We start from the raw sequence: 24,363 nt of genomic DNA on the forward strand, positions 1-24,363 counted from the left end.
GAACCATGCAGCTCAACGCCACTCGCGCCTGGAACCGCTTCTACGCACCCGGTACCCCGGTCGACATCGAACCGGTCACCGGATCCCTCGTGGACCTGCTCGACGAGCGCTGCGCGCAGTGGGCCGATCGCGACGCCGTGAGCTTCTTCGGGGCGACGGTGACCTACCGCAGCCTGGGCGAGCGGGTCGCTCGGGTCGCGAACGGGCTGCGCGAGCTGGGGGTGCAGGCGGGGGATCGCGTCGCGCTCATCATGCCGAATGCGCCCCAGCACGTCATCGCGTTCTACGCGGTGCTCCGCCTCGGCGCGACGGTGGTCGAGCACAATCCGCTGTACACCCGCGATGAGCTCGAGGTGCAGTTCCGGGATCACGGTGCCACGGTGGTCATCGCCTGGGACAAGGTCGTGGCGACCCTGCAGAGTCTGCCCGCCGACGTCGGCCTCCGCACGATCGTTGCGGTCGATATCACTCGCGCGATGCCGCTCGGCACCCGGATCGCGCTCCGCCTGCCGGTGCAGAAGGCGCGCGAGTCGCGGGACAAGCTGACGACCCGCACCACCGGCACGATCCCGTTCACGCGACTCGAGCGATCGGCCCCGATCCCGAGCACCCACCCGCGGCCGACCCAGAGCGACATCGCCTGCCTGCAGTACACCTCGGGCACGACCGGCACACCCAAAGGCGCGATGATCTCGCACGAGAACCTGTGGGCGAACGCCCGGCAGGGCGCGGCGTGGATGCCCGACTTCACCCGCGGCGAGGGCAGCATCTATGGACTGCTGCCGATGTTCCACTCGTTCGGCCTGCTGCTGTCGGTGATCTACTCGGTCGAGACCGGATCCCGCGCGGTGCTGTTCCCGACGTTCGATCCCGAGCTGGTCTCGCGGGCCGCCAAGCGCTTTCCGCCGACCTTCGTGCCCGCCGTGCCGCCGATGTTCGATCGCCTCGCGCGGGTCGCCCGCGACGGGCAACTCGACCTGAGCGGGGTGGTCTACGCGATCTCGGGGGCGATGACGCTCACGCCGGCGGTGGTGAAGCGCTGGGAGGATCTCGCGGGCAGCATGCTCAACGAGGGGTACGGGCTCACGGAGACGAGCCCGGTCGCGCTGGCGAACCCGTTCACCGACACCCGTAAGATCGGGGCGATCGGGATCCCGTTCCCGTCGACGGACATTCGAGTGGTGGATCCCAGCGAGCCCACGCGCGAGGTCGCCCAGGGAGAGGCGGGAGAGCTGTTGATCAGCGGCCCGCAGGTGTTCCAGGGGTACTGGAACCGCCCCGAGGAGACCGCCGCGACCCTGCTCGAGGGCGGCTGGCTGCGCACCGGGGATCTGGTGGTGCAGGACGAGGGCGGCTTCGTCACGGTCGTGGACCGCAAGAAGGAGCTCATCATCACCGGCGGATTCAACGTGTCGCCGAGTGAGGTCGAGCGCGTGGTGAACGGGGTGCCCGGGGTCGCCGAGTCGGCGGTCGTGGGGATCCCGCGCGGGGGTGGCGCGGAGGTCGTGACGGTCGCCGTGATCTTGGAGCCGGGGGCGACGTTCGATGAGGACGCCGCGCGTGAGGCCGCGCGGGAGCACCTCGCGGAGTACAAGCGCCCCAGCACCTACCTCGTGTGGGAGGAACTGCCGAAGTCACTGATCGGCAAGGTGCTGCGCCGCCGGGTGCGCGACACCCTGCTTGCGGATCGCAGTGCGGTGCGGGCGGCCGCAGCCGAGGAGGAGTAGGCGCGCGTTGGGGCGTTAGGGCGTTGGGGCGTTGGGGCGTGGCTCCAGCGGTGCCGCCTCCGCGGTGTGAGCGACTTCCGTGGTGATGTTCCGCTGGGAGACCAGAAATCGCTCACACGAAAAGGCGACGCCCCTACGCGCGCTGGTACACCCGCTCGCCCGCAACCCACGTCTCGTCGACGCGCGCCTCGTGCAGCCGCTCGGGATCCTGCTCGAACAGGTTGCGGTCGAGGATCGCGAGGTCGGCGAAGTACCCGGGGATCAGGCGGCCGGTCACCGCGTCCAGATGGTTGATGCGCGCCGTCCCCTGCGTGTAGGCGTCGAGCGCCTGGGCCAGCGTGAGTCGCTGCCGCGGATCCCCGAGCGGCGGGCGCCCGCTGCCCGGCGAAACCCGGTTGACGGCGACGTGGATCGCCTGCAGGGGATCCGCGCTCGACACCGGCCAGTCGCTGCCGGCGGCGAGATGCGCGCCGTCCGCGACAAGATCGCCGAACGGGTAGTGGTGCTGATCCGCGTCGTCCGGGAGGAACGGCAGGGTCAGGGTGTCGAGCTGCTCCTCGTGGCAGGCCCACAGCGCCTGGATGTTCGCGGTCGCCCCGAGCGCGGCGAAGCGGGGCACATCGGCCGGCCGCACGACCTGCAGGTGCGCGAGATGGTGCCGGTTGCCGCGCTCACCGTTCGTCTCCAGCGCCCGCTCGACGGCGTCGAGCGCCTCGGTCACGGCGCGATCGCCGAGCGCGTGGAAGTGCACCTGCACCCCCGCGCCGTCGAGCGCAGTCACAAACTCCGCCATCTCCTCGGGATCGAAGAACGAGATACCGCGGTTGTCGGTCAGGTGGCCGCCGTGATCCCGGTAGCACTCGTGCATCGCCGCGGTGAAGTTCTCGGCCACGCCGTCCACCATCACCTTCACCGAGTTCAGCGAGAAGCGCTCCGGATCCGCGGTGGCCGCCGCCTCATCTCGGCGGGCGAGAATCGTCTCGAGCTGCGCCTCCCCGGCCTCGCGGTTCCACCACTGCGCTCCGCGCACCCGCACCCGCAGCGCGCCCTCGTCGAGCGCGCGGCGATACGTCGGCACGGTGTCGGGGCTGCCCATGAACTCGCCGACGGCGGCATCCTGCCACGCCGTGATCCCGAGCGACAGCAGGTGCTCCTGCGCGGCGAGCAGCCCGGCGTAGGCCTGCTCCCCGGTCGCGCGCGGCCGCACGCCGTCGAAGAGCGACATGGCCCCCTCGTGCAGCGTGCCGGAGGGGGTGCCATCGGGCTCCCGCTCGATGCGTCCGTCTGCGGGATCGGCGGTGCCGGCCTCGAGCCCGGCGAGCTCCAGCGCGCGCGAGTTCGCCCAGGCGCCGTGGTGGTCGCGGTTCTCAAGAAAGACGGGGCGGTCGGGCACGATGGCGTCGAGCGCCTGGCGGGTCGGGGTGCCGCCGGGGAACGCGTCCATCGACCAGCCGGCACCGAGGATCCATTCGAGCTCGGGGTGGGAGGTCGCGTAGTTCCGGATCGCGTCGAGCGTCTCCTCCGCCGTGTTGCACGCCGAGAGGTCGCAGCTCAGCAGCTCGACTCCCGCCATCACGGGGTGCACGTGCGCGTCCTGGAACCCCGGGATCACCAGTCGCCCGCCGAGGTCGACCCGCTGGTCGGCCGTCGCGGCCAGGACCGCCACCTCTGCGGGGTCGGCGCTCAGGATCCTGCCGTCGGCGATCGCGAGGCCGCCAAACACCGGGGCACTCGCAGTGCCCGTGTAGATCCAGCCGTTCTCGAACACTACATCTGCGTGCGCGGCACTGCTCACCGGGGCCTCCTGGGCGTTCATCGTCGTCGAACCGTGATCGCCAGCCTAGAAGATCGGACGGGTCAGATCAATGGCGGTGACACGTGCATTGTCAGTCGGAATGATCCCGGATCCCCACCGCGGTTAGACTGGGGCGCACCCACGAGATCGGAGGCGGCATGGCGGGGTCGGCAGCGGTGGAATCACCAGCGGCAGAGTCGGTGGCATCGGAGTCTCCGGCGATCCCGCGCCGCACGCGGCTGGATCAGCGCGTCATCGTCGACGCCCTGCTGGAACTCGCACGCAGCGAACCGGCCCTGCGCCCGACCTTCAAGCGCCTCGGCTCGGCCCTCGGCGTCGACGCGACGGCGATGTACCGGCACTTCCGCAACAAGGACGAGCTGACGCGCGCCGCCCTCGATCGGCTCGCCGCCACCGCTGTGGAGCACGCGCGCGCGGCGCCGGGGGACTGGCGGGGTCGGCTCGAGGCCTATCTGCTGCGCTCGGCCGAGCTGAGCCTCGAATACCCATCCGTGGCGATCGAGGGAGCGGTGCTCGACCCGGCGGGTCCGGGTGACGTCTCCGCCGACGAGCTCATTCTCGCCCTGCTCACCGAGGGCGGGCTCACGGGCCGTCCGCTCATCACCGCCTACGCCGCGGTCTCCGGCTTCGCGGTGTCCCAGGGCGCGGCGCTCGCGCACGAGGTGATGCGCAACGGCGACGCGGCGCGGGACGGCTCGACGCCGTGGATCAGCACGTTCGGGGCGGTGGATCTCGCCGACTACCCGCTCGTTCGCGCGCACCGCGACGAGCTGCTGGCCATCAACGGCATCACGGTCTATCGGGCCGGGATCGCCGCGATCCTCGATTCCGTGGCGCGGGCGGCCGCAGGCGATCCTGCCGCGGGAGATCCTGCCGCGGGCGCGATCTCAGCGGGCGAGTAGGCTGGGACGAATGACCGGCGACGCCCGGTCGCGAGCGGAGGTGGACCCGGTGTCAGGTGAGAGCGGAGCAGTGCCGGCCGCGGGATCCCCCGACGCGTTGGTGGGTGCGGCGAGCGACACGATCGAGCTGCTGCGCGCGATGATCCGCGAGGCCTGCGTCAACGAGGGGCACCCCGGATCGGGGCAGGAGATCCGGAACGTCCGCGTGCTGCAGCGGTTCTTCGCGGACGCCCCCGTCGAGATGCAGGTCCTCGAACCGGCACCCGGGCGCTCGTCCTTGATCGCTCGCGTGCGCGGCACAGATCCCGCAGCCCCCGTGCTCGGCCTCCTCGGACACCTCGATGTCGTGCCGGTCGATCCCGACGGCTGGACCCGCAATCCCTTCGGCGGTGAGCTCAGCGACGGCGAGGTCTGGGGGCGCGGCGCCGTCGACATGCTGTACCTCACGGCCGCCTTCGCGACGGTGCTGCGCGACGTGGCGCTCGCGCCCGAGAAGCCGCGTGGGGACCTCGTGCTGCTGGCCGTCGCCGACGAGGAGGCGGGCGGCGACTACGGGCTGCGCTGGCTCCTCAACACCCACCCCGACGCGGTGGCCGTGAGCGAGGTGCTGAGCGAGTCGGGTGGCATGCGCATGGGCGAGCACGTCGCCATCGGCGCGGCCGAGAAGGGATCGGCGGGGCGGCTGCTCGTCGTGCAGGGCACCCCCGGGCACGCGTCGATTCCCTACGGCGCGCGGAGTGCCGCGTACCGCATCGGCGATGTGCTGCAGCAGCTCGGTGCGGTCGTGCCCGCGGCGCAGCTCGGGGAGCTGTGGGACGCGTTCGTGACGGCCCGGATCCCCGACGAGGATCTCGCGGATCGGTTGCGCGACCCGGTGCGCCTCGACGCGGCGCTGCCGCAGCTCGGGGGCATCGCGGGGTACGCGTACGCGGTCTCCCGGGTCACGATCTCCCCGACCGTGCTGCGCGCGGGATCGACGCACAACGTGATCCCGGGCTCGGGGTCCATCGAGCTGGATATCCGTACCCTGCCAGGTACCACCGACGATGACGTCGACGACCTCTTGCGCGCGGTGCTCGGCCCGCTTTCGGAGCTCGTCGAGATCCAGCACCTCCGCGGCTGGGACGCGACGGCGTCGGGCACCGACACCCCGCTCTTCGCCGCGATCGAGCGGGCGGTCGAGTCCGTCGCGGGATCGCCGGTGGTGCCCATCATGGCGGCGGGCGGCTCCGATGCGCGGCTCTTCCGCGAGCTGGGCGTGCCGGCCTACGGCTTCGGACTGCTCGGGCCGAGCTGGTCGTACGAACGGTATCGCGAGGGAGTGCACGGGCACGACGAGCGGATCGACGTGGAATCGGTGGCGCTCTCGCTCGAGGCGCTGCGGCTCATCGTCGCTGACCGCATCGGCTAGGGGGCGCGGGCGATGCTGCCCGCGGGGATCCCGGCGTCACGCGGGACGAGCTGGCGACCGATCCCGACGGAGATCTCACGGGTGACGGAGCGAATCCCCGGAATGGATCCGCCATGATTGACATCTCCGCCGTGCGTGACGTGTGCCGCGCACGGGGTCGTCGAGCGCCTACCCCTCGAAGATGTCGCCGAGGAACTCGAACGGGCTCTTCTTCTTGCGGTAGTTGCCCGACTTCGAGCCGTAGCGCTGATCGTCGTAGCGGCGGTCGTCGTACCTCCGGTCGTCGCGCCGGTCATCATAGCGACGGTCGTCCCGGCGATCATCTCGCCGGTCGTCGCGCCGGTCGTCGTACCGGGGCGCGTCGTACTGCGCCGGTGCGACGGGCGGCTGGTGCGGACCAGGCACGGCGGGCGGAGCAACCGGGGCCTGCGATGCGGCCTGCGCCGCGAACTGCTCGGCTTCGGCCTGGGCTTTCTCCAAGATCTTGTCGAGCTCCCCGCGGTCGAGCCAGACGCCGCGGCACTGCGGGCAGTAGTCGATCTCGATCCCCTGGCGCTCGCTCATGAGCAGGGTGGTTCCATCACTCGGGCAGTTCATGATCCTCAGAGTAGGGGACCTTCGCTCGAAATTGGCCGAGTGAACGCAATCGCACCGTGCCGGGACCCACGCGGTGCGATTGCGCTCTCTCGAGGGCGGAACCGGGGCCACGGCCGAGAATCAGTGTGCAGTTGCGCACCTTCACGAGCCGATTCGTGTGCACAACTGCACACTCGACCCCGCGTCAGCCGCCGAGGCGCTCGGCGCCGACGGCGATCCGCCCGTCGATCACGGTCGCGAGCAGATCGATGTCGGCGATGCGAGCGCTCGGCACTGTGAGCGGATCATCGCCGAGCACCACAAGGTCCGCGAGCATGCCGGGGCGGATCGTGCCGCGGTTGTGGGCCTGACCCGTCGCGCTGGCCGACCCGACCGTGTAGGCGGCGAGCGCCTGCGCGGCCGAGAGTCGCTCGTCCGCGGCCACGATCGCGCCCGATCCGGTGCGCCGCTCCACGAAGGACTGGATCCCGGCGAGTACATTGCCGTCGGCAACCGGGCGATCCGACGAACCCGGCAGCATGATTCCCGCGTCGAGGAACGAGCGACCTCGATAGAGCTGCCCGACCCGCTCCGCGCCGATCTTCTCGACCATCGCGTCGCCGAACTCCCTTAGGAAGAACGGCTGCGGGGTGACGGCGATCCCGAGCTCGGCGAGCAGCGGGAGCTGGTCGTCGCGCACGATCCCGGCGTGCTCGATCCGGTTCGGGATCGCCCGCCGCCCGAATCGCCGCTGCGCCTCGCCGATGATCGAGATCGCCTGGTCCACGGCGTGGTCGCCGATCGCGTGCATGGCGATCGACCAGCCTCCGGCGTAGGCGCGCAGGGCGCGGGAGCGCAGCGTCTCCGGCGACTCCTGCAGGTAGCCGTGATTGTCGGGGCACCCGAAGTAGTGCTCGGAGAGCGAGGCCGTCGAGCCGAGCAGCGAGCCGTCGCTGAAGATCTTGACGGGGCCGAGCTGCAGCCAGTCGTCGCCGAAGCCGGTGTGGATTCCGCCGTCGAGCGTCAAGATGTCGTGGTCGGTCTCGTGGCCCGGGATCGCGTGCAGGGCGTCGATGATGAACATGGGCTGCATCCGGGTGTGCAGCCGGCCCTCGGCGCGGGCGATCTGGTACGCGGCGAACTCCCGGGGCGAGTTGCCGATCCAGCCCCCGGCGATGCCGGCGTCGGTGACGCTCGTGATGCCCTCGCGCAAGTAGTGCTGGGTGGCGAGGTCGAGCGCGTCGGCGATCGTCGCGGTGGGGTAGGGGAGCACGAGGTCCTGCACGAGCGACATCGCGTTCTCCTCGAGCAGACCCGTGGGTCGACCAGCGGAGTCGACGGTTACGACGCCGCCCTCGATGGGCGCGGACAGGTCGGCGCGCGCCTCGATCAGCTGGAGCGCGGCGCCGTTGACGAACGCGAAGTGACCGGAGTTGTGCTTCAGCCAGACGGGGCGGCCGCCGGCAGCGCGGTCGAGCGCATCACGATCCGGATACTGCCCGCCGAGACGGATATGGCTGAAGCCGCTCGCGACGATCCACTCCCCGGGCGCGGCGCGGCCGGCCCGATCGGCGACGGCATCGTAGAGCTCGGCCAGGGTCGCGGCGGTGCTGAGGTCGAGCTCGAGTTTGCTGAGGCCGAACCAGATGCTGTGGGCGTGCACGTCGTTGAATCCGGGGACGAGCGTGGCGCCCTCGAGGTCGATCACTCGCGCGCCCCCGGTCCGAACCTCGCCCGTCGAGACCTCGGTGATCCTGCCGCCGCTCACCCGTACCGACCGTGCAGCGGGCATCCCGGGATCCTGGGTGTGGACGACCGCGTTGCGGAAGACCGTGTCCTCGCGGGGGGTGTGCTCCGACGGTGGGTGCTGCACGCTCGACTCCTTGGCGATCGGGGGCCTCGCTCCTCCCTCGCGACCGGTGCGAGCGAAGCGGGATGTTCTCCTATCGTCACGGCTCCGGCCACTGTGCACAGTGGGCATTCGTCCCCGGTTGCTGGAATAGGCTTGTGCGTATGCACTCCGTCCTCGCTCCCGCCCTGCCGGAGGGCCGCCCGGAGGACCTGACGTGGGACTGGATGCTCGCGCGGCTCCGCGACGAACTGCCCGATCTCGTCGACGACTTCCTGCAGGAGTTCCGCGCGAAGGAACCGTACCCCGACGACCAGGTGCCGGATCAGGACATCGCGGACACGGCCCGGCAGACATTCGACCTGCTCATCCGGCGACTCCGCGACGAGCCCGACCCGCCGGGCGCCGCGGGAGTCATGGAGCGGCTCGCCGCGCGTCGTGCCCAGCAGGGCGTGCCCCTCTCCACCTTCCTGCGCGCGGTCCGCATCGATTTCCGGGTGATGTGGCTCCGCCTGCAGCGCATCGCGGGCGTGGACGGCAACGCGGTGCTGGCGCAGAACGTCATGCACTTGCTCGACACGGTCGACGCGTACGTGGATTCCCTGCGCGAGGCCTACCGGGCGGAGGTCGATCGCATCGACCGCACCGCCGCCGCGCACCGGCACCGGATGGTCATGCGGTTGTTCGACGGCAAGCCGATCTCGGCCAGCGAGCTCGAGCTCATCGCCGGCCGACTCCGCATGCGGGCGCTCGCGGACTACGAGGTCGTCGCGGTGATGGGCGAGGGGATCACCGCCATGATCGCGCGCTACGGCTCGGATCCGCGGGTCGGGATCTTCGAGAGTGCGAGCGCGATGATCCTCTTCCGCGAGCAGCAGGGTCCGGAGCAGTGGCGGCGCGACGCGCACGAGCGCGGCGGGTACGTCGGCGGGGTGGCCGGGCTGGCCGGGGTGTACGCGGCCGGGCGGCTCGCACTGGAGATCGCGGCGAATGCTCCCCCCACCCCCAAGATCCTCGCGACCGAGGACGAGGTGTGGGCGACCGTGGCGCGGTCGCATCTGCTGCAGGTGTTCCCGGCTCGGACGACCGCACTGCTCGAATCGCTCGACGGGCTCGCCGAGCACGAGCGGGAGCGCGTGGTCGAGGCCGTGCAGACGTACCTGACGAGCGGATCGATCAAGGAGACCGCCGAGCAGCTGTACTGCCACCGCAACACCGTCATCAACCGACTGCGCGCCTTCGCGGAACGGACGGGGTTCGACCCCACCGTGCCCCGCGAGGCGGCCTGGATCCTGGTGGCGCTGGCACCGGCTGCGGGCGACTAGTACCGGAATATGCAAATGCACAGCCGGTGGCCGAGTTCCCAGTGACTTCGCCCCGGGCCTTCCGCGTGCCGCCGACCTAGCGTTGAGTGCATTCGCCCCTGCGACCCCGTCCGGGAGCGAGCCACACCATTCATCGGCGTCGAGAGGGAGCCATGCGGCACAGCGCGGTCACCAACATCATCGACGGCCTCCCCGTCGCGGGATCCGGCGACCGGTACGACCTCGTCGATCCCGCGACCGGGCAGCACCTCATCGAGTACCGCGGCGCGGCACCGGCCGAGGTGGACCTGGCCTTCGCCGCCGCCACCGCGGCCGCGACGTCCTGGCGCCGGACGACCCCGGCCGAGCGGCACGCGCGGATCCTGCGGCTCGCCGACGCGATCGAGGCGAACCTCGATCGGATCCTGGACGTCGAGATCGCCGAGACCGGCAAGCCGCGAGAGACCACCCGCGAGATGGAGCTGCTGCGCGCCATCGACCAGCTGCGGTTCTTCGCCGGGCTCGGGCGGGCGCCGCAGGGGATCGCGCAGGGCGAGTTCGCCGCGGGGTTCAGCTCGTCGATCCGGCGCGAGCCCATTGGCGTCGTGGCGCAGGTCACACCCTGGAACTACCCGTTCATGATGGCGATCTGGAAGATCGCCCCCGCGCTCGCCGCCGGCAACACGATTGTGCTGAAACCGGCCGAGACCACCCCGGGCAGCTCGGTGCTCCTCGCTCAGCTCGCCGCGGAGGTCCTCCCCGCGGGCGTGCTCAACGTCGTGGTGGGCGGGCGCGAGACCGGCAGGCTGCTCTCGGAGCACCGCGCGGCCGACATGGTCGCGATCACCGGCAGCGTGCGAGCGGGCTCGGAGGTGATGTCCGCGGCGTCCCGCAACATTACCCGCGTGCACTTGGAGCTCGGCGGCAAGGCGCCGGCGGTCGTCTTCGCCGACGCGAACCTCGACCTCGCGGTGCCGGGGATCGCCTCGGCGGCGTTCTTCAACGCAGGGCAGGACTGCACCGCGGCGACCCGCGCGATCGTGCACGAGAGCATCCTCGACGAGTTCCTCGATCGTCTCAAAGCGCACACCGCCACGATCACGACCGGTGGGCCGGATCAACCTGGCGCGTTCCACGGGCCGCTCAACAGCCTCGCGCAGCTCGAGCGCGTGCAGGCCGTGCTGGGCCGGCTGCCGGATCACGTCGCGGTCGAGGCCGGCGGGTACCGCCTCGAGCCGGGCTACTTCTTGAAGCCGACCGTGCTCTCCGGCGTTCGGCAGGACGACGAGGTCGTGCAGGCCGAGCTGTTCGCGCCGATCCTGACCGTGCAGAGCTTCACGACCGAGGCGGAGGCGATCGAGCTCGCCAACGGCGTCGACCTGGCGCTCGCCTCGAGCCTGTGGACGACGAATCACGGTCGTGCCACCGAACTCGCCGGGCTGCTCGACTTCGGCACCGTGTGGATCAACTGCCACCAGGTGATTCCCGCGGAGATGCCGCACGGCGGCTACAAGGCTTCCGGGCTGGGCAAGGACCTCTCGCTCTACGGCTACGAGGACTACACCCGCATCAAACACGTGATGAGCGCGCACGCGCGCTGATCCCGGCACTCGGCAGACCGCCACTCGGCAGACTCGCCACCCACCGACCCACTACCGTCCGAACCCACAGTCGAAGTTTCAACGAGGAGATCCCATGTCAGTCACAGCAAACGCCGTGCTCTTCGCCGGCGGCGACAGCACCCCCGTGATCACCGAGGTCGAGTACCGCGCGCCGCGAGCGGGCGAGGTGCTCGTGCGCATGACCGCGGCCGGCGTCTGCCACTCCGACCTGCACGTGCTCAACGGCGACTGGCCTTTCGACCACCGCGTCGCGCTGGGCCACGAGGGCGCCGGCATCGTCGAGGCGGTGGGTGAGGGCAGTGACCTCGCCCCCGGCGACCAGGTCGTGCTCTCGTGGTACGCCCCGTGCGGCCGGTGCGACGCGTGCGTCGCCGGGCAGAGCTGGCTGTGCAGCGCCAGCGGCGCCGTGACCAACGGGCTCCCCGACGGCAGCACGCCCATCACCGTCGCGGACGGCGAGGAGGCGCGCCCGTACCTGGGAGTCGGCACCTTCTCCGAGGTCACGGTGGTGCCCCGCTCGGCGGTCGTGAAGATCCCCGCCGCGGTGCCGCCCGCGGTCGCCGCGCTCATCGGCTGCTCGATCACCACCGGGATCGGCGCAGTGCTCAACACCGCCGACGTGCGCGCCGGACAGACCGCCGTCGTCGTCGGCGCCGGAGGCGTCGGCCAGGCGATCATCCTCGGGCTGAAGCTCGCGGGCGCCAGCAAGATCATCGCGGTGGACCTCTCCGAGGACCGGCTCGCGATCGCGCAGGAGCTCGGGGCCACCGACGTCTTCCTGGGCAGCGACCCGGACGTCGTCGAGCAGGTGCGCGCGGCCGCGGGCGGCTCGGGCGTCGACTTCGCCTTCGACGCGATCGGGGTGCCGCGGGTCACGAGCGGGATGCCCGACTACCTGAAGCCCGGTGGCGCCGTGGTGCTGGTGGGCATGCCGGCGCGCGACGCCGAAGCGACCATCACCCCCTGGCGCCTCATCGTGTTCGGGCAGCGTCTGCTCGGCTGCAACTACGGCTCCTCGCGCCCGCAGGTCGACTTCGTGCGGATTGCGAACCTCTACCTCGCGGGGCAGCTGCCGCTCGACCTCATGGTCGGCGAGCGCATCTCGCAGGATCGCGCCGTCGAGGCGGTCCAGGCGCTCACGAACCCCACCGGCAAGCGCAAGATCGTCGAGTTCCACTGACACTGGCCACCGACCGCCAGACACCAGCCATCACCATCGAACCCTCGCACCACCTCACCACCACATCGCCACTGAAGGAGAAACAATGAAGAAGTTGTTCACACGGGGCACGGCCGCCCTCGCACTCACGGCCGCAACGGCACTGCTGCTCTCGGGCTGCGGCGCGTCGGCCGATGCCGGCGGCTCCGAGTCCGCCGACGGCGGCAAGGGCGCCATCGCAATGGGCTTCGCCGGCATGGACATCACCATCTGGAACGATCAGCTCACGTTCATGGAGCCGATCATCGAGGAAGCGGGCTACGAGTTCCTCACCAGTGACCCGCAGTGGGACGTGCAGAAGCAGGTCTCCGACTGGGAGGCGTGGATCCAGCGCGGCGACGTCAAGGCGATCATGGGCTTCCCCGTGCAGAGCGACGCCATGGTGCCCGTGACCGCGAAGGCGACGGCCGAGGGCATCCCCGTGCTCGGCTACGCCACGCGCTGGGACGGCACCGTCGCGGGCACGATCATCGACAGCTACGAGGACGGCTACCTGGTCGGCACCGTAGCTGCCGAGTGGATCACCGAGAATCTGGCTGATGAGGACGAGGTTCCCGTGGCGCTCGTCGCGGACAAGACCTCCGACCTGGGCAAGGGCCGCACCGAGGGCATCGCCGCGGCCATCACCGAGCTCGCACCGAACGCGAAAATCTACGAGCTCCCCGGCATCTCGCGCGAAGAGGGCAATAGCGTGGCGAAGAGCCACCTCGTCGCCGTGCCCGACACGAAGATCTGGGTCGGCACCAGCAACGACAACACCGCGGGCGCGTACCAGGCGCTGCTCGACAGCGGCGTCGCGAAGGACGACGAGAGCTACTACGTCGGCGCGACCGACGCGACAAACGAGACGCTCGACGTCATCAAGATCCCGAACAGCATCTGGCGCGGCGGGTTCATCCTCCCGGCCAAGGAGCTCGCCGAGAGCAACGCCGATCTGCTCCTGCGCGCCGCCGCCGGGGAAGAGGTCGAGGACAACGTGATCACCTCGACCCGGGTGACCGCAGAAAACGCCGACGAGTTCTACGTCAACTAGTCCGAGTTCGGGCCCGCCCCTCGGGCGGGCCCGATTCCCGGGGAAGGAGTATCCAGTGACCGCCGATCTCCCAGGCGCTTCCCACGCGATGCCGCGACTGTCGTTCGACGGTGTCAGTGTCCGTTTCGGTTCCACGCTCGCCCTCGACGGCATCGACCTCGAGATCCCGGCGGGCCAGATCGTCGGGCTGCTCGGGCACAACGGCGCCGGCAAGTCGACGCTCTTGAACGTCGCCACCGGGGCCGTCTCCGCGACGTCGGGCACGATGGCGCTCGACGGCGTGCCGACCCCGCCCCGGGCGACCCCGAAGGACATCGCCGAGCTGGGTGTGACGGTGATCCACCAGGAACCCGCACTCGCCGGGAACCTGAGCATCCTCGACAACCTCTTTCTCGCACGGGGAGCCGGGGTGTCCCGGCCCGAGCGGGTCGCACGCGGCCGCGAGGCGCTCGACACCGTCGGCGGCGGCCACCTGCCGCTCGACGCCCCGGTGAACGCGCTCTCGCTCGGTGAGCGGCAGCTCGTGGACCTCGCTCGCGGTCTGCTCATCGGCGACATGCGCGTGCTGCTGCTCGACGAGCCGACCGCGGCGCTCGGCGAGGCCGAGACGCGGGCCCTGCATCAGCTGATCCGCGATCTCGCGGCCAAGGGCACCACGGTGGTCTACGTGTCGCACCGGCTTCCCGACATCGTCGACGTGTGCGAGCGCATCGTCGTGCTCCGCGGCGGACGGAGCGTGATGGACGCCTCGACCGTCGGCATGAGCGCCGCCGAACTCTCCCGCGCGCTCGCGCCCGAGGTGCAGCTCGAATCCGACTGGACGCCCACCGTGGGCGAGTCCCGCCTCAGCGTCGACCACGCCGGAGGCACGCTCGAGTTCAGCGACGGCGAGATCGTCGGGCTGTACGGGATGGCGGCCGGCGAGCAGTTCCGGCTGCTCGACACCCTGTTCGGCCTGTCGGGCGACGTCACTGCGCGCCTGAGCGGGCGGCCGTACCGGGTCGCGCGCCCCACCCACGCCGTTCGGCAGGGGGTGCACCTCGTGCCGGCCGACCGCGAGACCGACGGGCTCATCGGCGGGCTCAGCGCGAAGGACAACACCTTCCTCCCGTGGTTCGCCCGCGGCTGGCGCTCGCGGCAGAAGATCAGCACCGCTTACGAGAGCATCCGCGAGACGCTGAACGTGCACGGCCCCGACGGTGACGCGCCGATCATGAGCTACTCGGGCGGCAACCGTCAGAAGCACCTGCTCGCCCGCTGGATGATCCCGGTGGCCCCGAAGGTGCTCCTGCTCGCGCAGCCTACGCAGGGCGTCGACGTCGGCGCCAAGCAGGACATCCGCGTGGCCCTGCGCACCCTCGCCGACACCGGCGTCTGCATTCTCGTGGCCTCGGCCGAGACCGATGAGATCGCGTCAATGTGCGATCGCAGCTACGTCCTCGCTCACGGTCAGCACCGTGAGATCTTCCGGAGCGGCGCGTACGAAGCCGACCTCCTCGCCACCCTGCTCGACCTCACCCCCGCTGGAGACCTCCACTCATGAATCGTCTGAAGATTTTCATCGCGCAGAACGGCACGTTCCTCGCGCTCGTCGTTCTCATCGCCTTCTTCGCGGTGATGAACCCGCGGTTCCTCACCTTCAACAACGGGCAGACGATCCTGCTCCAGATCGCCGAGCTCGGGCTCATCGCCCTGCCGCTCGCGTTCCTCGTCATGGCCGGCACGCTCGACCTCTCGGTCGGCTCGGTGGCGAGCCTCTCCGCGGTCGTCTCGGCATCGGTGATGGTATCGACCGGCAACGCCCTGCTCGGCTTCGCGGCCGCGATCGGCGTCGGGCTCGTGGCGGGGGCGCTGAACGGCCTTCTCGTCGCCTACCTCAAGCTCAACGCGCTCGTCATCACCCTCGGATTCCTGAGCGTCTGGGGCGGCCTGGCGCTGTTCCTGACGGACGGTGCGACCCTCACGGGCTTCCCTGAGAGCTTCACCGCCCTCGGTACGATGTCGTTCGGCCCGATCTCCCTGCAGGTGATCATCCTGATCCTCTTCACCGTCGGCGCCTGGTACCTCCTGAACCGGCTCCCGATCGGCCGCAACGTGCTCGCGATCGGCGGCAACAGCCGCGCGGCCCACCTCATGGGCATCAACGTGCAGCGGACCCAGTTCCTGCTCTTCATCCTCACGAGCGTCTGCGCGGCGATCGCGGGTGTCCTCCTCTCCGCGAAGCTGCACTCGGCGCCGCCCACGGTGGGTACCGGCATGGAGATCCAGGCGCTCACGGTCGTGCTGCTCGGCGGCGTCGCCCTCGAGGGCGGCGCGGGTCGGATCAGCGGCGTCATCGCCGGTCTGCTCTTCGTGGGCGTGCTGCGCAACGGCCTCGTCATCATGGGCGTCTCGCAGTTCCTGCAGACCATCCTCATCGGCGCCACGCTCGTCGTGGCCGTGCTGCTCGACGGCTCGATCCAGCGCCTGCTCAAGCGCACGTGGAGCAACCTCGGTGCGCCGGAGAAGACCGCGAAACCCGCCGCCGCGGCGCCCACGACGTAGCATGTGCGGCAGGATCGACGACCGGCGCTCACGGCGCACCGGTCACGGCGCCCCGTGACCGACACCCGCGGAAAGGACGAATCATGACGCAGCAGGACGCGGCATTCCTCGAGGATTGGGAGATCCACTCCGGCTTCGGTGCCGTGCCGGGCACCCTCGGCGTCGATCGGCAGGCCGCCACCGCGGCCGACGGCGCGCAGCGGCGCTGGTTCGCGGCACTGCTCGAGTCCCGCGGGTTCACCGTGCACCGCGACGCGATCGGCAACCAGTTCGGCCTGCTCGAACTGGTTCCCGGGGCGCCCTACGTCGTGACGGGATCCCACATGGACTCGCAGCCGACCGCCGGACGATTCGACGGCGCATACGGGGTCATGGCCGCAGCCCACGCCTGCATCCGCGTCGCCGAGGCGCTGCGGGCTGATCCGGCGCCGGCACGCTGCAACCTCGCGGTGGTGAACTGGTTCAACGAGGAGGGATCCCGCTTCAAGCCCTCCATGATGGGCAGCTCGGTCTTCACCGGCAAACTCGACCTGGAGACGGCGCTCGCCACCACCGATCCCCACGGGGTGACGGTGCGGGAGGCGCTCGACGGGCTCGGCGAGCGGGGCGAGCTCACCGGGCTCGACGTCGCCTCCTACGCGGAGATCCACGTGCAGCAGGGGCGCAGCATGGAGGAGGACGGCGTGACGATCGGCCTCGTGAACGCGACCTGGGCGGCGCACAAGTTCGAGTTCCGGATCACCGGTGAGCAGGCGCACAGCGGGTCGACGCTGATGGCGGATCGGCGCGACGCGCTGCTCGGAGCCGCGCGCCTCGTCGTGGCGGCGCGGGAGCTCGTCGACGCGTTCGAGCCCGGCGCGCTGCACACCGCGTGCGGCGAGTTGAACGTGTACCCGAACTCGCCCGTCGTGGTGGCGAGCGAGGTCCAGCTGCTGCTGGATCTGCGGTCGCCGAGTGCGGAGGTGCTGGGTGCGGCGCACGCGGCGCTGATGCAGGTCGTCGAACGCGTGCGGCGCGAGGATCGCGTCGAGATCGAGATCGTCGCCGAGTACAGCTGGGGGCAGAATCCGTACCCCGAGGACGGGGTCGCCCTGGCGCGCGAGGTCGCGGAGGAGCTCGGGCTCACGCACGACCGGGTGCTCACGGTGGCCGGGCACGACTCCACCAATATGAAGGACACCGCGCCGACGGTCATGCTCTTCGTGCCGAGCGTCGACGGCGTCTCGCACAACCTCAAGGAGTACACGCGCGACGAGGATCTGCTGGACGGCGTGCGCCAGCTCACGGGGGTGGTGCGGCGGCTCGCCGAGGGGGCGCTCGTCGCCTGAGTGCGGGCTCGGCGCGGGTGCTGGTGCCTGGTTCCTACCTCTTGCGCTCACACGGGGGTGCGCGGTGCAGGTGCCGGATCAGGCCCAGCCGAACACCCGCGCCGGGTGCGTGAGCCGCCACCACAGGTCGGGCTCGACGATCTCGGCGGCGGTCACGACGGGGATCTCGGCGGCGCCTGTCGGGGCGTCGACGGTGACGCGACCCGCGACCTGCCAGGCGTCGCCGACGCCGATATCGCCCAGCTGTACCGTGCGAGTCGCGGTCTCGCCCGGGGTCAGCACCGTGCTCGCCGCACCCGTGGTGCGCAGGGGCACCTCGTGCCCGTCGACGGTGGTCGCGGTGCCGACCTGCGTGTCGGTCTCCACGAGCAGCGTCTCCTGCGGCAGCCCGTCCAGGCCCGCGAGGAGCCCGGCGGTCGACTCGATCCGCGCCTCCGGAGAATCCCGCCCGAGCGTCACCGCGAGCTTCACGATCGGACGCCCGAGGACGTCGCTCTCCTGCGCCGCGACGAGGTTGTACCCCGCGACGCTCGAGCGTCCGGTCTTCAGTCCGAGCATCCCCGGCAGCCTGGTGAGGAGCGCGTTCGTGTTCTCGACGGTCCCGATGCCCCACGGCAGTTCAGCCACGGGCGTACGGGTGAGCTCGGCGACCGTCGGGTTCGCGAGGGCCAGGCGGCCGAGGCGCAGCACGTCGGCGGCGGTTGCGACGTTGCCCTCGTCCATGCCGGTCGGCTCGACGAGGCTGAGGGACTCGAGCCCGTTGCGGCTCGCCCAGTCGTCCACCGCGGCGACGAAGGTGGCGTTGTCTCCGAAGACCGAGTTCGCGTAGGCCGCGGCGAAGTCGTTGGCCGAGGGCAGGAGCGCGAGCGTGAGCATCTGCCGCTGCGTCACCTCGGTACCGATGGGGATCGGAAACGCGACCCCGTCGCGGGCGATGAACTCGGCTTGCAGTGCTGCGTCTGCGGCGCTCCAGACGTGGATCGCACCATCGGCGCCCGGCTCGAGCGGCTGCTGCTCCAACGTGACGAGCACGGTCGCGAGCTTCGAGATGCTTGCAATGGGACGGGGCACCTCGTCATTCGCCCACACCTCGTCGCCGCCGTGCTGCCAGCCGACCGCGGACGGCTGGAGTTCCGCCGCCACGATCGCCTGTACGGCCTCGCCCCCGACCGTGAACTCTTCGGTCTCCGGAACGTCGAGCGCGACCTCGGGCGCGGGAAGCGGAGCCAGGGCGACGGCGGCGGTGTAGCCTCCCGCGATCAGCGCCAGCGTGACGCCGATCGTGATCGACAGGCGCATGCGCCGCGACACCCGACGCCGTGGTGCGGATCCCGAGCCGGTTGCAGATGTCACTCGCTCAGCCTATGCCGGGTCCGCGCGAGCGTGCGCGCGCCGCTCGGAGGACGCATAGGCTAGTCCTTGTGAGTGCAGAGCCGACCCCCGCATCGACCGGAGCCCCGGCGGCAACCGGATCGGGCGGAGCCCCCGGAGCCGCCGGCGCCGAAGCGACCACCGGTTCCCCCGCGCCGCCGAAGGCCCGCATCGCCCTGTGGGACAACGCCCGCTTCGTGCTGATCGTGCTCGTGGTCGTCGGGCACACCATCTCGACGGTGCGCACGGACTCGGAGTTCGGCTTCGCCCTCTACGCGTACATCTACCTCTTCCACATGCCCGCGATGATCCTGCTCTCGGGCCTGTTCTCCAAGCCGGAGGTGTCGCCGAAGGCGGTGCGCTCGACCGTGCAGCTCCTCGCCGTGTGGCTCATCTGGGAGGGCATCTGGGCGCTGATCCACCTGTTCGTCGAGGGCCGCGGGCCGGGCCCGGGTTTCCTCGTCGCTCCGGCATGGACCCTGTGGTTCCTCGTCACCCTGGTCACGATGCGCATCGCCCTGCCGTACATCGCGCGTCTGCGGCACCCGCTCCTGTTCTCCATCGCCGTCGCGCTGATCGCAGGCCTGAGCCCCGCGATCGGCACGGACTTCTCGGCGTCCCGCACCCTGTGCTTCCTGCCGTTCTTCGTCGCGGGGTGGTTGATCCGGGATCGCGGCTGGCTCGACGGCGCCTGGTTCATGACGCCGGCCCCGGCGGCTCGGGTCGCGGGGTGGGGCATCCTCGCCGCGGTCGCCGCCGCCTTCGTGCTGCTGCCGCAGCTGCGTGAGACGTGGCGCATCGATCGCTGGCTCACCTGGCGCGACGGCTACGACTGGCTCTTCGCCCACGCTCCGATCGGGGACTGGGAGCCGACCACGTGGGCCGCGATCTCGGCCGGCGGGATCGCGGTCGCCGCCGGGCTGCTGGCGGTCGCGGCGATGATGACCTTCGCGATCCTTCTCGTCGTGCCTCGCGGCCACAGCGTCATCACCGTGTGGGGATCCCGCACCCTCTTCGTCTACCTGCTGCACGGCCCGATCGTCTGGGTGCTGCGCGAGACCGGCGTCGTCGGCGGCATCTCGTCGCTCGGCCAGGGCGGACTGGCCCTGCTGGTCGCGATCGGGATCCTGCTCGCGGCGCTCCTCTCGATGACGTGGGTGACGCGAGTGTTCAAGCCGATCATCGAGCCCCCGATCGACTGGGCACTGGCGCGCATTTCACGGTAAATCGTGACCTGACGCAGACGCGAATCTGCTGCGCAATGTCGGATCCCCCCGGTATCTTCAGACCAGGAAGCTGGATCGTGTCCGGCTTGGCAAGGGAGCGGGCATGCATCGGCGCAGGGGGTCGACGAGCGCACGCGGAGGATCACGCGCGCTGGCCGCGGTGCTCACCGCGGCGCTGCTGCTCGGCGGGTGCGCCCGCATCGAGGCGGTCGAGGGATGGACGCCGCCGGCGTGGCCCGAGACCTCGGGGGTGCAGCTCGTCGTGAACGCGGCCTCCGATGCGGAGAGCGGCAGCGCCGGCAACGGCGAGAGCGGCAGCAGCGGCGCGGGTGACGACGCGGCGAGCGGCAGTGGGGCCGGATCTGACGCGCCGGCCCCGGCACCCGACCTCAACGAGCTCGGGTTCATCGAGAACCGGATCCGAAACGATGCGCTCGCCCTCAACCTGCGCAGCGTCGAGCTGCCGGGGATCCACGCCTTCAACGCCCGCGTCGCGGAGGTCGTCACCGCGACCATCGCCTCGGTCGGCGGCACCTTCGTGCCCGAGGTCTATCCGGTTGCGGCGGGCCTCAGCGACCGCGGGTGCGTCGCGGGATCGACGACCTGGCCGGCCGCGGAGGTGCTGTCGGATCCGCGGACCGGCCCTGCCGGAGGCAGCGGCCTCGCGCTGACCTGCGAGGTGACGGCGGCCACGGGCAGTGTGGTCGGGGTGACGATGCGGACGGTGCTCGGCACCGCCGCGGAGGTGTCGAGCGACACCCGGCTCACGCTGTACGCGGATCTCGCGACAGACTCGGTGTTCGACGGCGGCGAACTCTGGAGCGCCGATGCGGCTCCGGCCCTCTGGACGGCCGCCGTCGAGCAGGTGCGGCGCGAGGCCGGCGGTCTGAGCGCGGCGCCGCTCGCGGCTCCCGCCGAGGCCCAGGTCGCGCTCGCGGCGCAGGCGCTGGCGTCGGCGCGGTTCGAGTCGGACGGGAGCGCGGTGCTGACGCTGCCCGCGGGCCTCGCGTCCCCCGAGCTCGCGGGCCTCGGCGTCGAGGCGACCCCCGAGCCGACGGTGCTGCGGGTGGCGGCCGAGACCCTCGCGGGCTGGCAGGGCGAGGTGGCGCAGGCACTGCAGCAGCAGGCCGGGCAGCCGTTCGTCGGGCTCGCCCCCTGGGACGCGCGGCAGCCCGTGAACTGCGCGCAGCAGGCTTGCGTCGCGGTGACCTATGACGACGGCCCGACCCAGTACACGGGGGCGCTCCTCGACGCGATGCAGGCGGAGCGCGCGCCGACAACGCTCTTCATGCTGGGGTCCGCCGCCGCGGGCAACCCGGAGCTCGTCCAGCGCGCGGCATCGGAGGGGCACGAGATCGCGAGCCACACGATGAGCCACCCCGACCTGACGACACTGAAGCCGGCTCAGGTGCGCAGCGAGGTCGAGGGGGCGGCGAAGATCCTGTCCGATCTCACCGGGATCCCGGTGACCATGTACCGACCGCCCTACGGTGCGCTGAACGCGGCGGTGCTCGCCGCGGAGCCGATGCCCGCGATCCTGTGGTCGATCGACACGAACGATTGGCGGAAGCCGGGGACGGAAGCGCTCGTCGAGCGCTCGGTCGGAGCGGCGGTCCCAGGCGACATCATCCTATTCCACGATACGCATGCGGAGTCGGTCGACGCCGCTGCGGTGGTCATGCGCGGGCTCAAAGACCGCGGCTTCACCCCGGTGACCGTGACCCAGCTCTTCGGTGGTGCCGTGCCCGGTGGGAAGGTGACCAAACGATGACCGAATCGCCGCGGCTCACCGATGCGCCGCGCAACTTCCGACGGTTCCGCATCGTGCTGTTCTCCCTCCTCGCGGTCGTGATCCTCGTCGTCGGCTACGCGGTCACGCTCGGCCCCGTGCACATCGCCCAGTTGCGCGCGGAGGCGAGCGACGGGGAGCGCGCGCTGCCCATCGGCGCGGACGCGCAGATCACCCCGCCGCCCGAGTGGGTGTCGGAGCCGCTCGTGCGCGACCTCATCGTGTGGCCGCCCCTGCCGCCGCTGAAGGACTGGTCGGTCGTGATCGGGCAGGAACCGGGGTGGCTCGTGCGGTCGCCGGATCGGGTGCTGCAGGTCGAGGTGAGCTCGGTCGCGGGAAGCGACGTCGCCGCGGGAGCGCGCGTCGAGACGCTCGCGTCGGGGTACACCGTGACACACGTCGAGGAGGGCGGAATCCTCACCGCTGTGGTCGACACGGGAGCGGGGTCCGTCGGCGTGCGCGCAACCGTCGAGGGGGAGGCGTCGCTCGACGCCTACCGCCCCGCCATCTCGCAACTGCTCGAAAGCATCCGCCCGGCCTCGGCGGCCGCGACGGCATCGGACGCCCAGACTGCGCCGTCACCCGAGACGGGCCCGTCACCCGCGTCCTGATCCACGGGCGATAGCTCGCGCCTACGCGTCGTCGGCGACGAGCAGCTGGTGCTTCGCGAGCTCCCGGTACAGCGGAGTCGATCCGATGAGTTCCTCATGCGTGCCCTCGCCGACGACCCGACCCTCGTCGAGCACGATGATCTTGTCTGAGTCGACGACGGTGGAGAGCCGGTGCGCGATCACGATGAGAGTGCGCCCGGTCGCGACCGAGTCGAGGGCCTCCCGCATGAGGCGCTCGTTGACGCCATCAAGGCTCGCGGTCGACTCGTCGAGCAGCAGGATCGGCGGGGCGGTCAGCAGCGCACGCGCGATGGCCAGCCGCTGCTTCTCGCCGCCCGAGAGCATGATCCCGCTCTCGCCGACCTGCAGGTCGAGTGCGGTTGCTGGAGCGATCGCCGGGGTGGAGGTCGCGGCCGTGTCCGACAGCGGGCTCGCGGCCGACGCAGCCGCCGACTCCGCGGCGAGCCGGGCGGTGGTCCGGTCGAGCAGACCCCCGAGGTTCACCGCGCGCAGCACCCGCTCGCACGCCGCGTCCGTGGCGTCCGGCGCTGCGAGCCGAAGATTCTCCCGCAGGCTGCCGGCCAGCACGGGCGCGTCCTGTTCGACGTACCCCATCTGCGCACGGAGCTCGGCGCGATCCAGGGTCCGCAGGTCGGCACCGCGCAGTGAGACGGCGCCGGCATCGGGATCGTAGAATCGCTCGACCAGCCCGAGGATCGTCGACTTGCCGGCGCCGGAGGGGCCGACGAGCGCCACCCGCGAACCGCGGGGCACGTCAAAGCTGACACCGTGCAGCACGGGTGTCTCCACGATCCGGGCCGGGGCCGCTTCGGCGTCGCGTCGCGCCCCGCGGCGCACGAGCTCGCGGGCGTCCGCCCGATCCGGCGCGGCGGAGCGGTAGGTGAAGTGGACGTCGTGGAAACCGATGGCCGGGGCCGTCTCCCGCTCGGCCTCGGCGAGGGGCACGATGCGGCCGAGCGGCGAGAGCGCCGCGTCGTCGTCGGTCTCGGAGGGCAGCGCCGAGATCTCCTGGATCCGGCCGAGCGCTCCGAGCGCCTGGTTGATCGCCGTGATCGCCCCGAAGGCCTGGCCGAGCGGCATGATCATGAGGAACAGGAAGATGATGAAGGTGACGAGCTGCGCGATCGTGATCGCCCCCGTCGCAACGCGGAAGCCGCCGAGGCCGAGCACCACGAGGAACGAGAGCTGCATCGCGAGGAAGGACACGGGCACGATGAACGCCGAGATCTTGGCGACCTTCACCCCGAGCACGTAGGCCTCGGTTGCGTGGTCCTCCGTCGTGCGCTGCTCGCGGTCCGCGGCCCCGGCGGCGCGAATCGTGCGGATCGAGGTGATGGAGCGGTCGACCTGAGCGGCGAGATCGCCGACCTTCTCCTGCGCGCGGGCCACCGCGGGGCGGATCTTGCCCGAAACGACGACGACCACGACGAGCGCGACGGCGATGACCCCGAAGGTGATCCCGAACAGCGCAGGATCGATGACGAGCATGCCGATGAGCGCGCCGACGAAGACGAGCATGCCGCTGATGGCCTCGACGAGACCCTGGGTGAGGACCGCGCGCAGCAGCGTCGTGTCGCTGCCGACGCGGGAGACGAGGTCACCGGTGCGGCGGCGATCGAACTGCGAGATCGGAAGGTGCAGGATCTTGGCGATGAGCCGCTTCCGGCTCATGAGCACGACGCCCTCGCCCATGCGCTGCAGGACGTAATGCTGCAGCCCGCTCAGCACGGCGCCGACCACGACGATCACGGTGAGGATCGTGAGCAGCCCGGCGAGCGGCAGCCCGGTCTCGACGCGGCTGATGATCTGCCCGAGCAGCGGCGGTTGCACGAGCGATGCGACGGCGGCCACGAGACCGAGCGCGATTGCGATGACGAGGAGCTTGCGCTGCTCGAAGAGGTAGGGGATCAGCTGCCGGATCGTCGCCCGTGGACCTCGCGGGGCGGGTCCCCTGCTCTCGGGTCGCCGCGGTTCGGTGGGGGAGGATCCGGGATCGTCTGCCTGCACTGACACG

At 70.9% G+C, this 24,363-nt stretch carries 18 protein-coding genes; 13 read left to right on the forward strand and 5 right to left on the reverse strand.

Going from position 1 to position 24,363, the window contains the following annotated elements; all coding sequences use genetic code 11:
* The first annotated feature begins 5 nt into the window (after positions 1 to 5).
* Positions 6 to 1,727 (forward strand): long-chain-fatty-acid--CoA ligase, encoded by a 1,722-nt coding sequence (locus MUN76_RS11835; protein ID WP_244684912.1) that lies wholly within the window; start codon positions 6 to 8, stop codon positions 1,725 to 1,727.
* Positions 1,728 to 1,860: 133 nt separating this feature from the next.
* On the opposite strand, the gene MUN76_RS11840 is transcribed toward MUN76_RS11835, so the two are convergent.
* Positions 1,861 to 3,543: an amidohydrolase gene (locus MUN76_RS11840; protein ID WP_429952700.1), complete on the reverse strand. Its 1,683-nt coding sequence runs from the start codon at positions 3,541 to 3,543 to the stop codon at positions 1,861 to 1,863.
* A 179-nt stretch (positions 3,544 to 3,722) separates the two neighbouring features.
* Between MUN76_RS11840 and MUN76_RS11845 the strand changes: the two genes are divergently transcribed.
* A complete protein-coding gene (locus MUN76_RS11845; protein ID WP_244684914.1) occupies positions 3,723 to 4,445 on the forward strand; it encodes a TetR/AcrR family transcriptional regulator in 723 nt (240 codons plus the stop codon).
* A 10-nt stretch (positions 4,446 to 4,455) separates the two neighbouring features.
* On the forward strand, positions 4,456 to 5,856 hold the full coding sequence (locus MUN76_RS11850) for a M20/M25/M40 family metallo-hydrolase (RefSeq protein ID WP_244684915.1): 1,401 nt from the start codon (positions 4,456 to 4,458) through the stop codon (positions 5,854 to 5,856).
* 168 nt (positions 5,857 to 6,024) lie between these two features.
* On the opposite strand, the gene MUN76_RS11855 is transcribed toward MUN76_RS11850, so the two are convergent.
* Together MUN76_RS11855 and MUN76_RS11860 are read right to left on the reverse strand one after the other, a co-directional pair.
* Positions 6,025 to 6,453, reverse strand: a complete 429-nt coding sequence (locus MUN76_RS11855; protein ID WP_244684916.1) for a TFIIB-type zinc ribbon-containing protein — start codon at positions 6,451 to 6,453, stop codon at positions 6,025 to 6,027.
* A 184-nt stretch (positions 6,454 to 6,637) separates the two neighbouring features.
* Entirely contained in the window at positions 6,638 to 8,305 is a 1,668-nt protein-coding gene (locus MUN76_RS11860; RefSeq protein WP_244684917.1) for an amidohydrolase, read from the reverse strand.
* 140 nt (positions 8,306 to 8,445) lie between these two features.
* On the opposite strand from MUN76_RS11860, the gene MUN76_RS11865 reads away from it, so the two are divergent.
* The 7 genes from MUN76_RS11865 (at position 8,446) to MUN76_RS11895 (ending at position 17,331) form a co-directional block, all read left to right on the forward strand.
* Positions 8,446 to 9,606: an RsbRD N-terminal domain-containing protein gene (locus MUN76_RS11865; protein ID WP_244684918.1), complete on the forward strand. Its 1,161-nt coding sequence runs from the start codon at positions 8,446 to 8,448 to the stop codon at positions 9,604 to 9,606.
* Positions 9,607 to 9,758: 152 nt separating this feature from the next.
* The gene (locus tag MUN76_RS11870; protein WP_244684919.1) at positions 9,759 to 11,186 is read left to right on the forward strand and encodes an aldehyde dehydrogenase family protein; all 1,428 of its coding nucleotides are present in this window, start codon (positions 9,759 to 9,761) and stop codon (positions 11,184 to 11,186) included.
* A 94-nt stretch (positions 11,187 to 11,280) separates the two neighbouring features.
* Positions 11,281 to 12,387 (forward strand): zinc-binding dehydrogenase, encoded by a 1,107-nt coding sequence (locus MUN76_RS11875; RefSeq protein WP_244684921.1) that lies wholly within the window; start codon positions 11,281 to 11,283, stop codon positions 12,385 to 12,387.
* A gap of 85 nt (positions 12,388 to 12,472) precedes the next feature.
* Positions 12,473 to 13,459, forward strand: a complete 987-nt coding sequence (locus MUN76_RS11880; RefSeq protein ID WP_244684923.1) for a sugar ABC transporter substrate-binding protein — start codon at positions 12,473 to 12,475, stop codon at positions 13,457 to 13,459.
* A 55-nt stretch (positions 13,460 to 13,514) separates the two neighbouring features.
* A complete protein-coding gene (locus tag MUN76_RS11885) occupies positions 13,515 to 15,002 on the forward strand; it encodes a sugar ABC transporter ATP-binding protein (RefSeq protein ID WP_244684925.1) in 1,488 nt (495 codons plus the stop codon).
* Complete coding sequence (locus MUN76_RS11890) at positions 14,999 to 16,003, forward strand: ABC transporter permease (RefSeq protein ID WP_244684927.1); 1,005 nt, start codon at positions 14,999 to 15,001, stop codon at positions 16,001 to 16,003. The genes MUN76_RS11885 and MUN76_RS11890 overlap by 4 nt, the downstream gene beginning before the upstream one ends.
* An 83-nt stretch (positions 16,004 to 16,086) precedes the next feature.
* On the forward strand, positions 16,087 to 17,331 hold the full coding sequence (locus MUN76_RS11895; RefSeq protein WP_244684929.1) for a M20 family metallo-hydrolase: 1,245 nt from the start codon (positions 16,087 to 16,089) through the stop codon (positions 17,329 to 17,331).
* Positions 17,332 to 17,409: 78 nt separating this feature from the next.
* Here the strand turns inward: MUN76_RS11895 and MUN76_RS11900 are convergent, their stop codons facing one another.
* Complete coding sequence (locus tag MUN76_RS11900; RefSeq protein WP_244684930.1) at positions 17,410 to 18,684, reverse strand: D-alanyl-D-alanine carboxypeptidase family protein; 1,275 nt, start codon at positions 18,682 to 18,684, stop codon at positions 17,410 to 17,412.
* Between the two features lie 68 nt (positions 18,685 to 18,752).
* Between MUN76_RS11900 and MUN76_RS11905 the strand changes: the two genes are divergently transcribed.
* The 3 genes from MUN76_RS11905 to MUN76_RS11915 all read left to right on the forward strand — a co-directional run bounded on the left by MUN76_RS11905 (position 18,753) and on the right by MUN76_RS11915 (position 22,328).
* Positions 18,753 to 19,928 carry an acyltransferase family protein gene (locus MUN76_RS11905; RefSeq protein WP_244684932.1) on the forward strand — a complete coding sequence of 392 codons (1,176 nt, stop codon included), beginning with the start codon at positions 18,753 to 18,755 and terminating at the stop codon, positions 19,926 to 19,928.
* A gap of 103 nt (positions 19,929 to 20,031) precedes the next feature.
* Complete coding sequence (locus tag MUN76_RS11910) at positions 20,032 to 21,699, forward strand: polysaccharide deacetylase family protein (protein WP_244684933.1); 1,668 nt, start codon at positions 20,032 to 20,034, stop codon at positions 21,697 to 21,699.
* Positions 21,696 to 22,328, forward strand: coding sequence for a hypothetical protein (locus MUN76_RS11915; RefSeq protein ID WP_244684934.1), 633 nt, complete (start codon positions 21,696 to 21,698; stop codon positions 22,326 to 22,328). The genes MUN76_RS11910 and MUN76_RS11915 overlap by 4 nt, the downstream gene beginning before the upstream one ends.
* A gap of 21 nt (positions 22,329 to 22,349) precedes the next feature.
* Here the strand turns inward: MUN76_RS11915 and MUN76_RS11920 are convergent, their stop codons facing one another.
* Positions 22,350 to 24,356 carry an ABC transporter ATP-binding protein gene (locus tag MUN76_RS11920; protein WP_244688772.1) on the reverse strand — a complete coding sequence of 669 codons (2,007 nt, stop codon included), beginning with the start codon at positions 24,354 to 24,356 and terminating at the stop codon, positions 22,350 to 22,352.
* Positions 24,357 to 24,363: the final 7 nt, after the last annotated feature.

This window comes from Leucobacter rhizosphaerae (assembly GCF_022919175.1).
Classification (GTDB): domain Bacteria; phylum Actinomycetota; class Actinomycetes; order Actinomycetales; family Microbacteriaceae; genus Leucobacter; species Leucobacter rhizosphaerae.

Coding starts and splice junctions, on each gene's coding strand:
- MUN76_RS11835 (WP_244684912.1), top strand. CDS start 6: ATGCAGCTCAACGCCACTCGCGCCTGGAACCGCTTCTACGCACCCGGT.
- MUN76_RS11840 (WP_429952700.1), bottom strand. CDS start 3,543: ATGAACGCCCAGGAGGCCCCGGTGAGCAGTGCCGCGCACGCAGATGTA.
- MUN76_RS11850 (WP_244684915.1), top strand. CDS start 4,456: ATGACCGGCGACGCCCGGTCGCGAGCGGAGGTGGACCCGGTGTCAGGT.
- MUN76_RS11855 (WP_244684916.1), bottom strand. CDS start 6,453: ATGAACTGCCCGAGTGATGGAACCACCCTGCTCATGAGCGAGCGCCAG.
- MUN76_RS11865 (WP_244684918.1), top strand. CDS start 8,446: ATGCACTCCGTCCTCGCTCCCGCCCTGCCGGAGGGCCGCCCGGAGGAC.
- MUN76_RS11870 (WP_244684919.1), top strand. CDS start 9,759: ATGCGGCACAGCGCGGTCACCAACATCATCGACGGCCTCCCCGTCGCG.
- MUN76_RS11875 (WP_244684921.1), top strand. CDS start 11,281: ATGTCAGTCACAGCAAACGCCGTGCTCTTCGCCGGCGGCGACAGCACC.
- MUN76_RS11880 (WP_244684923.1), top strand. CDS start 12,473: ATGAAGAAGTTGTTCACACGGGGCACGGCCGCCCTCGCACTCACGGCC.
- MUN76_RS11890 (WP_244684927.1), top strand. CDS start 14,999: ATGAATCGTCTGAAGATTTTCATCGCGCAGAACGGCACGTTCCTCGCG.
- MUN76_RS11895 (WP_244684929.1), top strand. CDS start 16,087: ATGACGCAGCAGGACGCGGCATTCCTCGAGGATTGGGAGATCCACTCC.
- MUN76_RS11910 (WP_244684933.1), top strand. CDS start 20,032: ATGCATCGGCGCAGGGGGTCGACGAGCGCACGCGGAGGATCACGCGCG.
- MUN76_RS11915 (WP_244684934.1), top strand. CDS start 21,696: ATGACCGAATCGCCGCGGCTCACCGATGCGCCGCGCAACTTCCGACGG.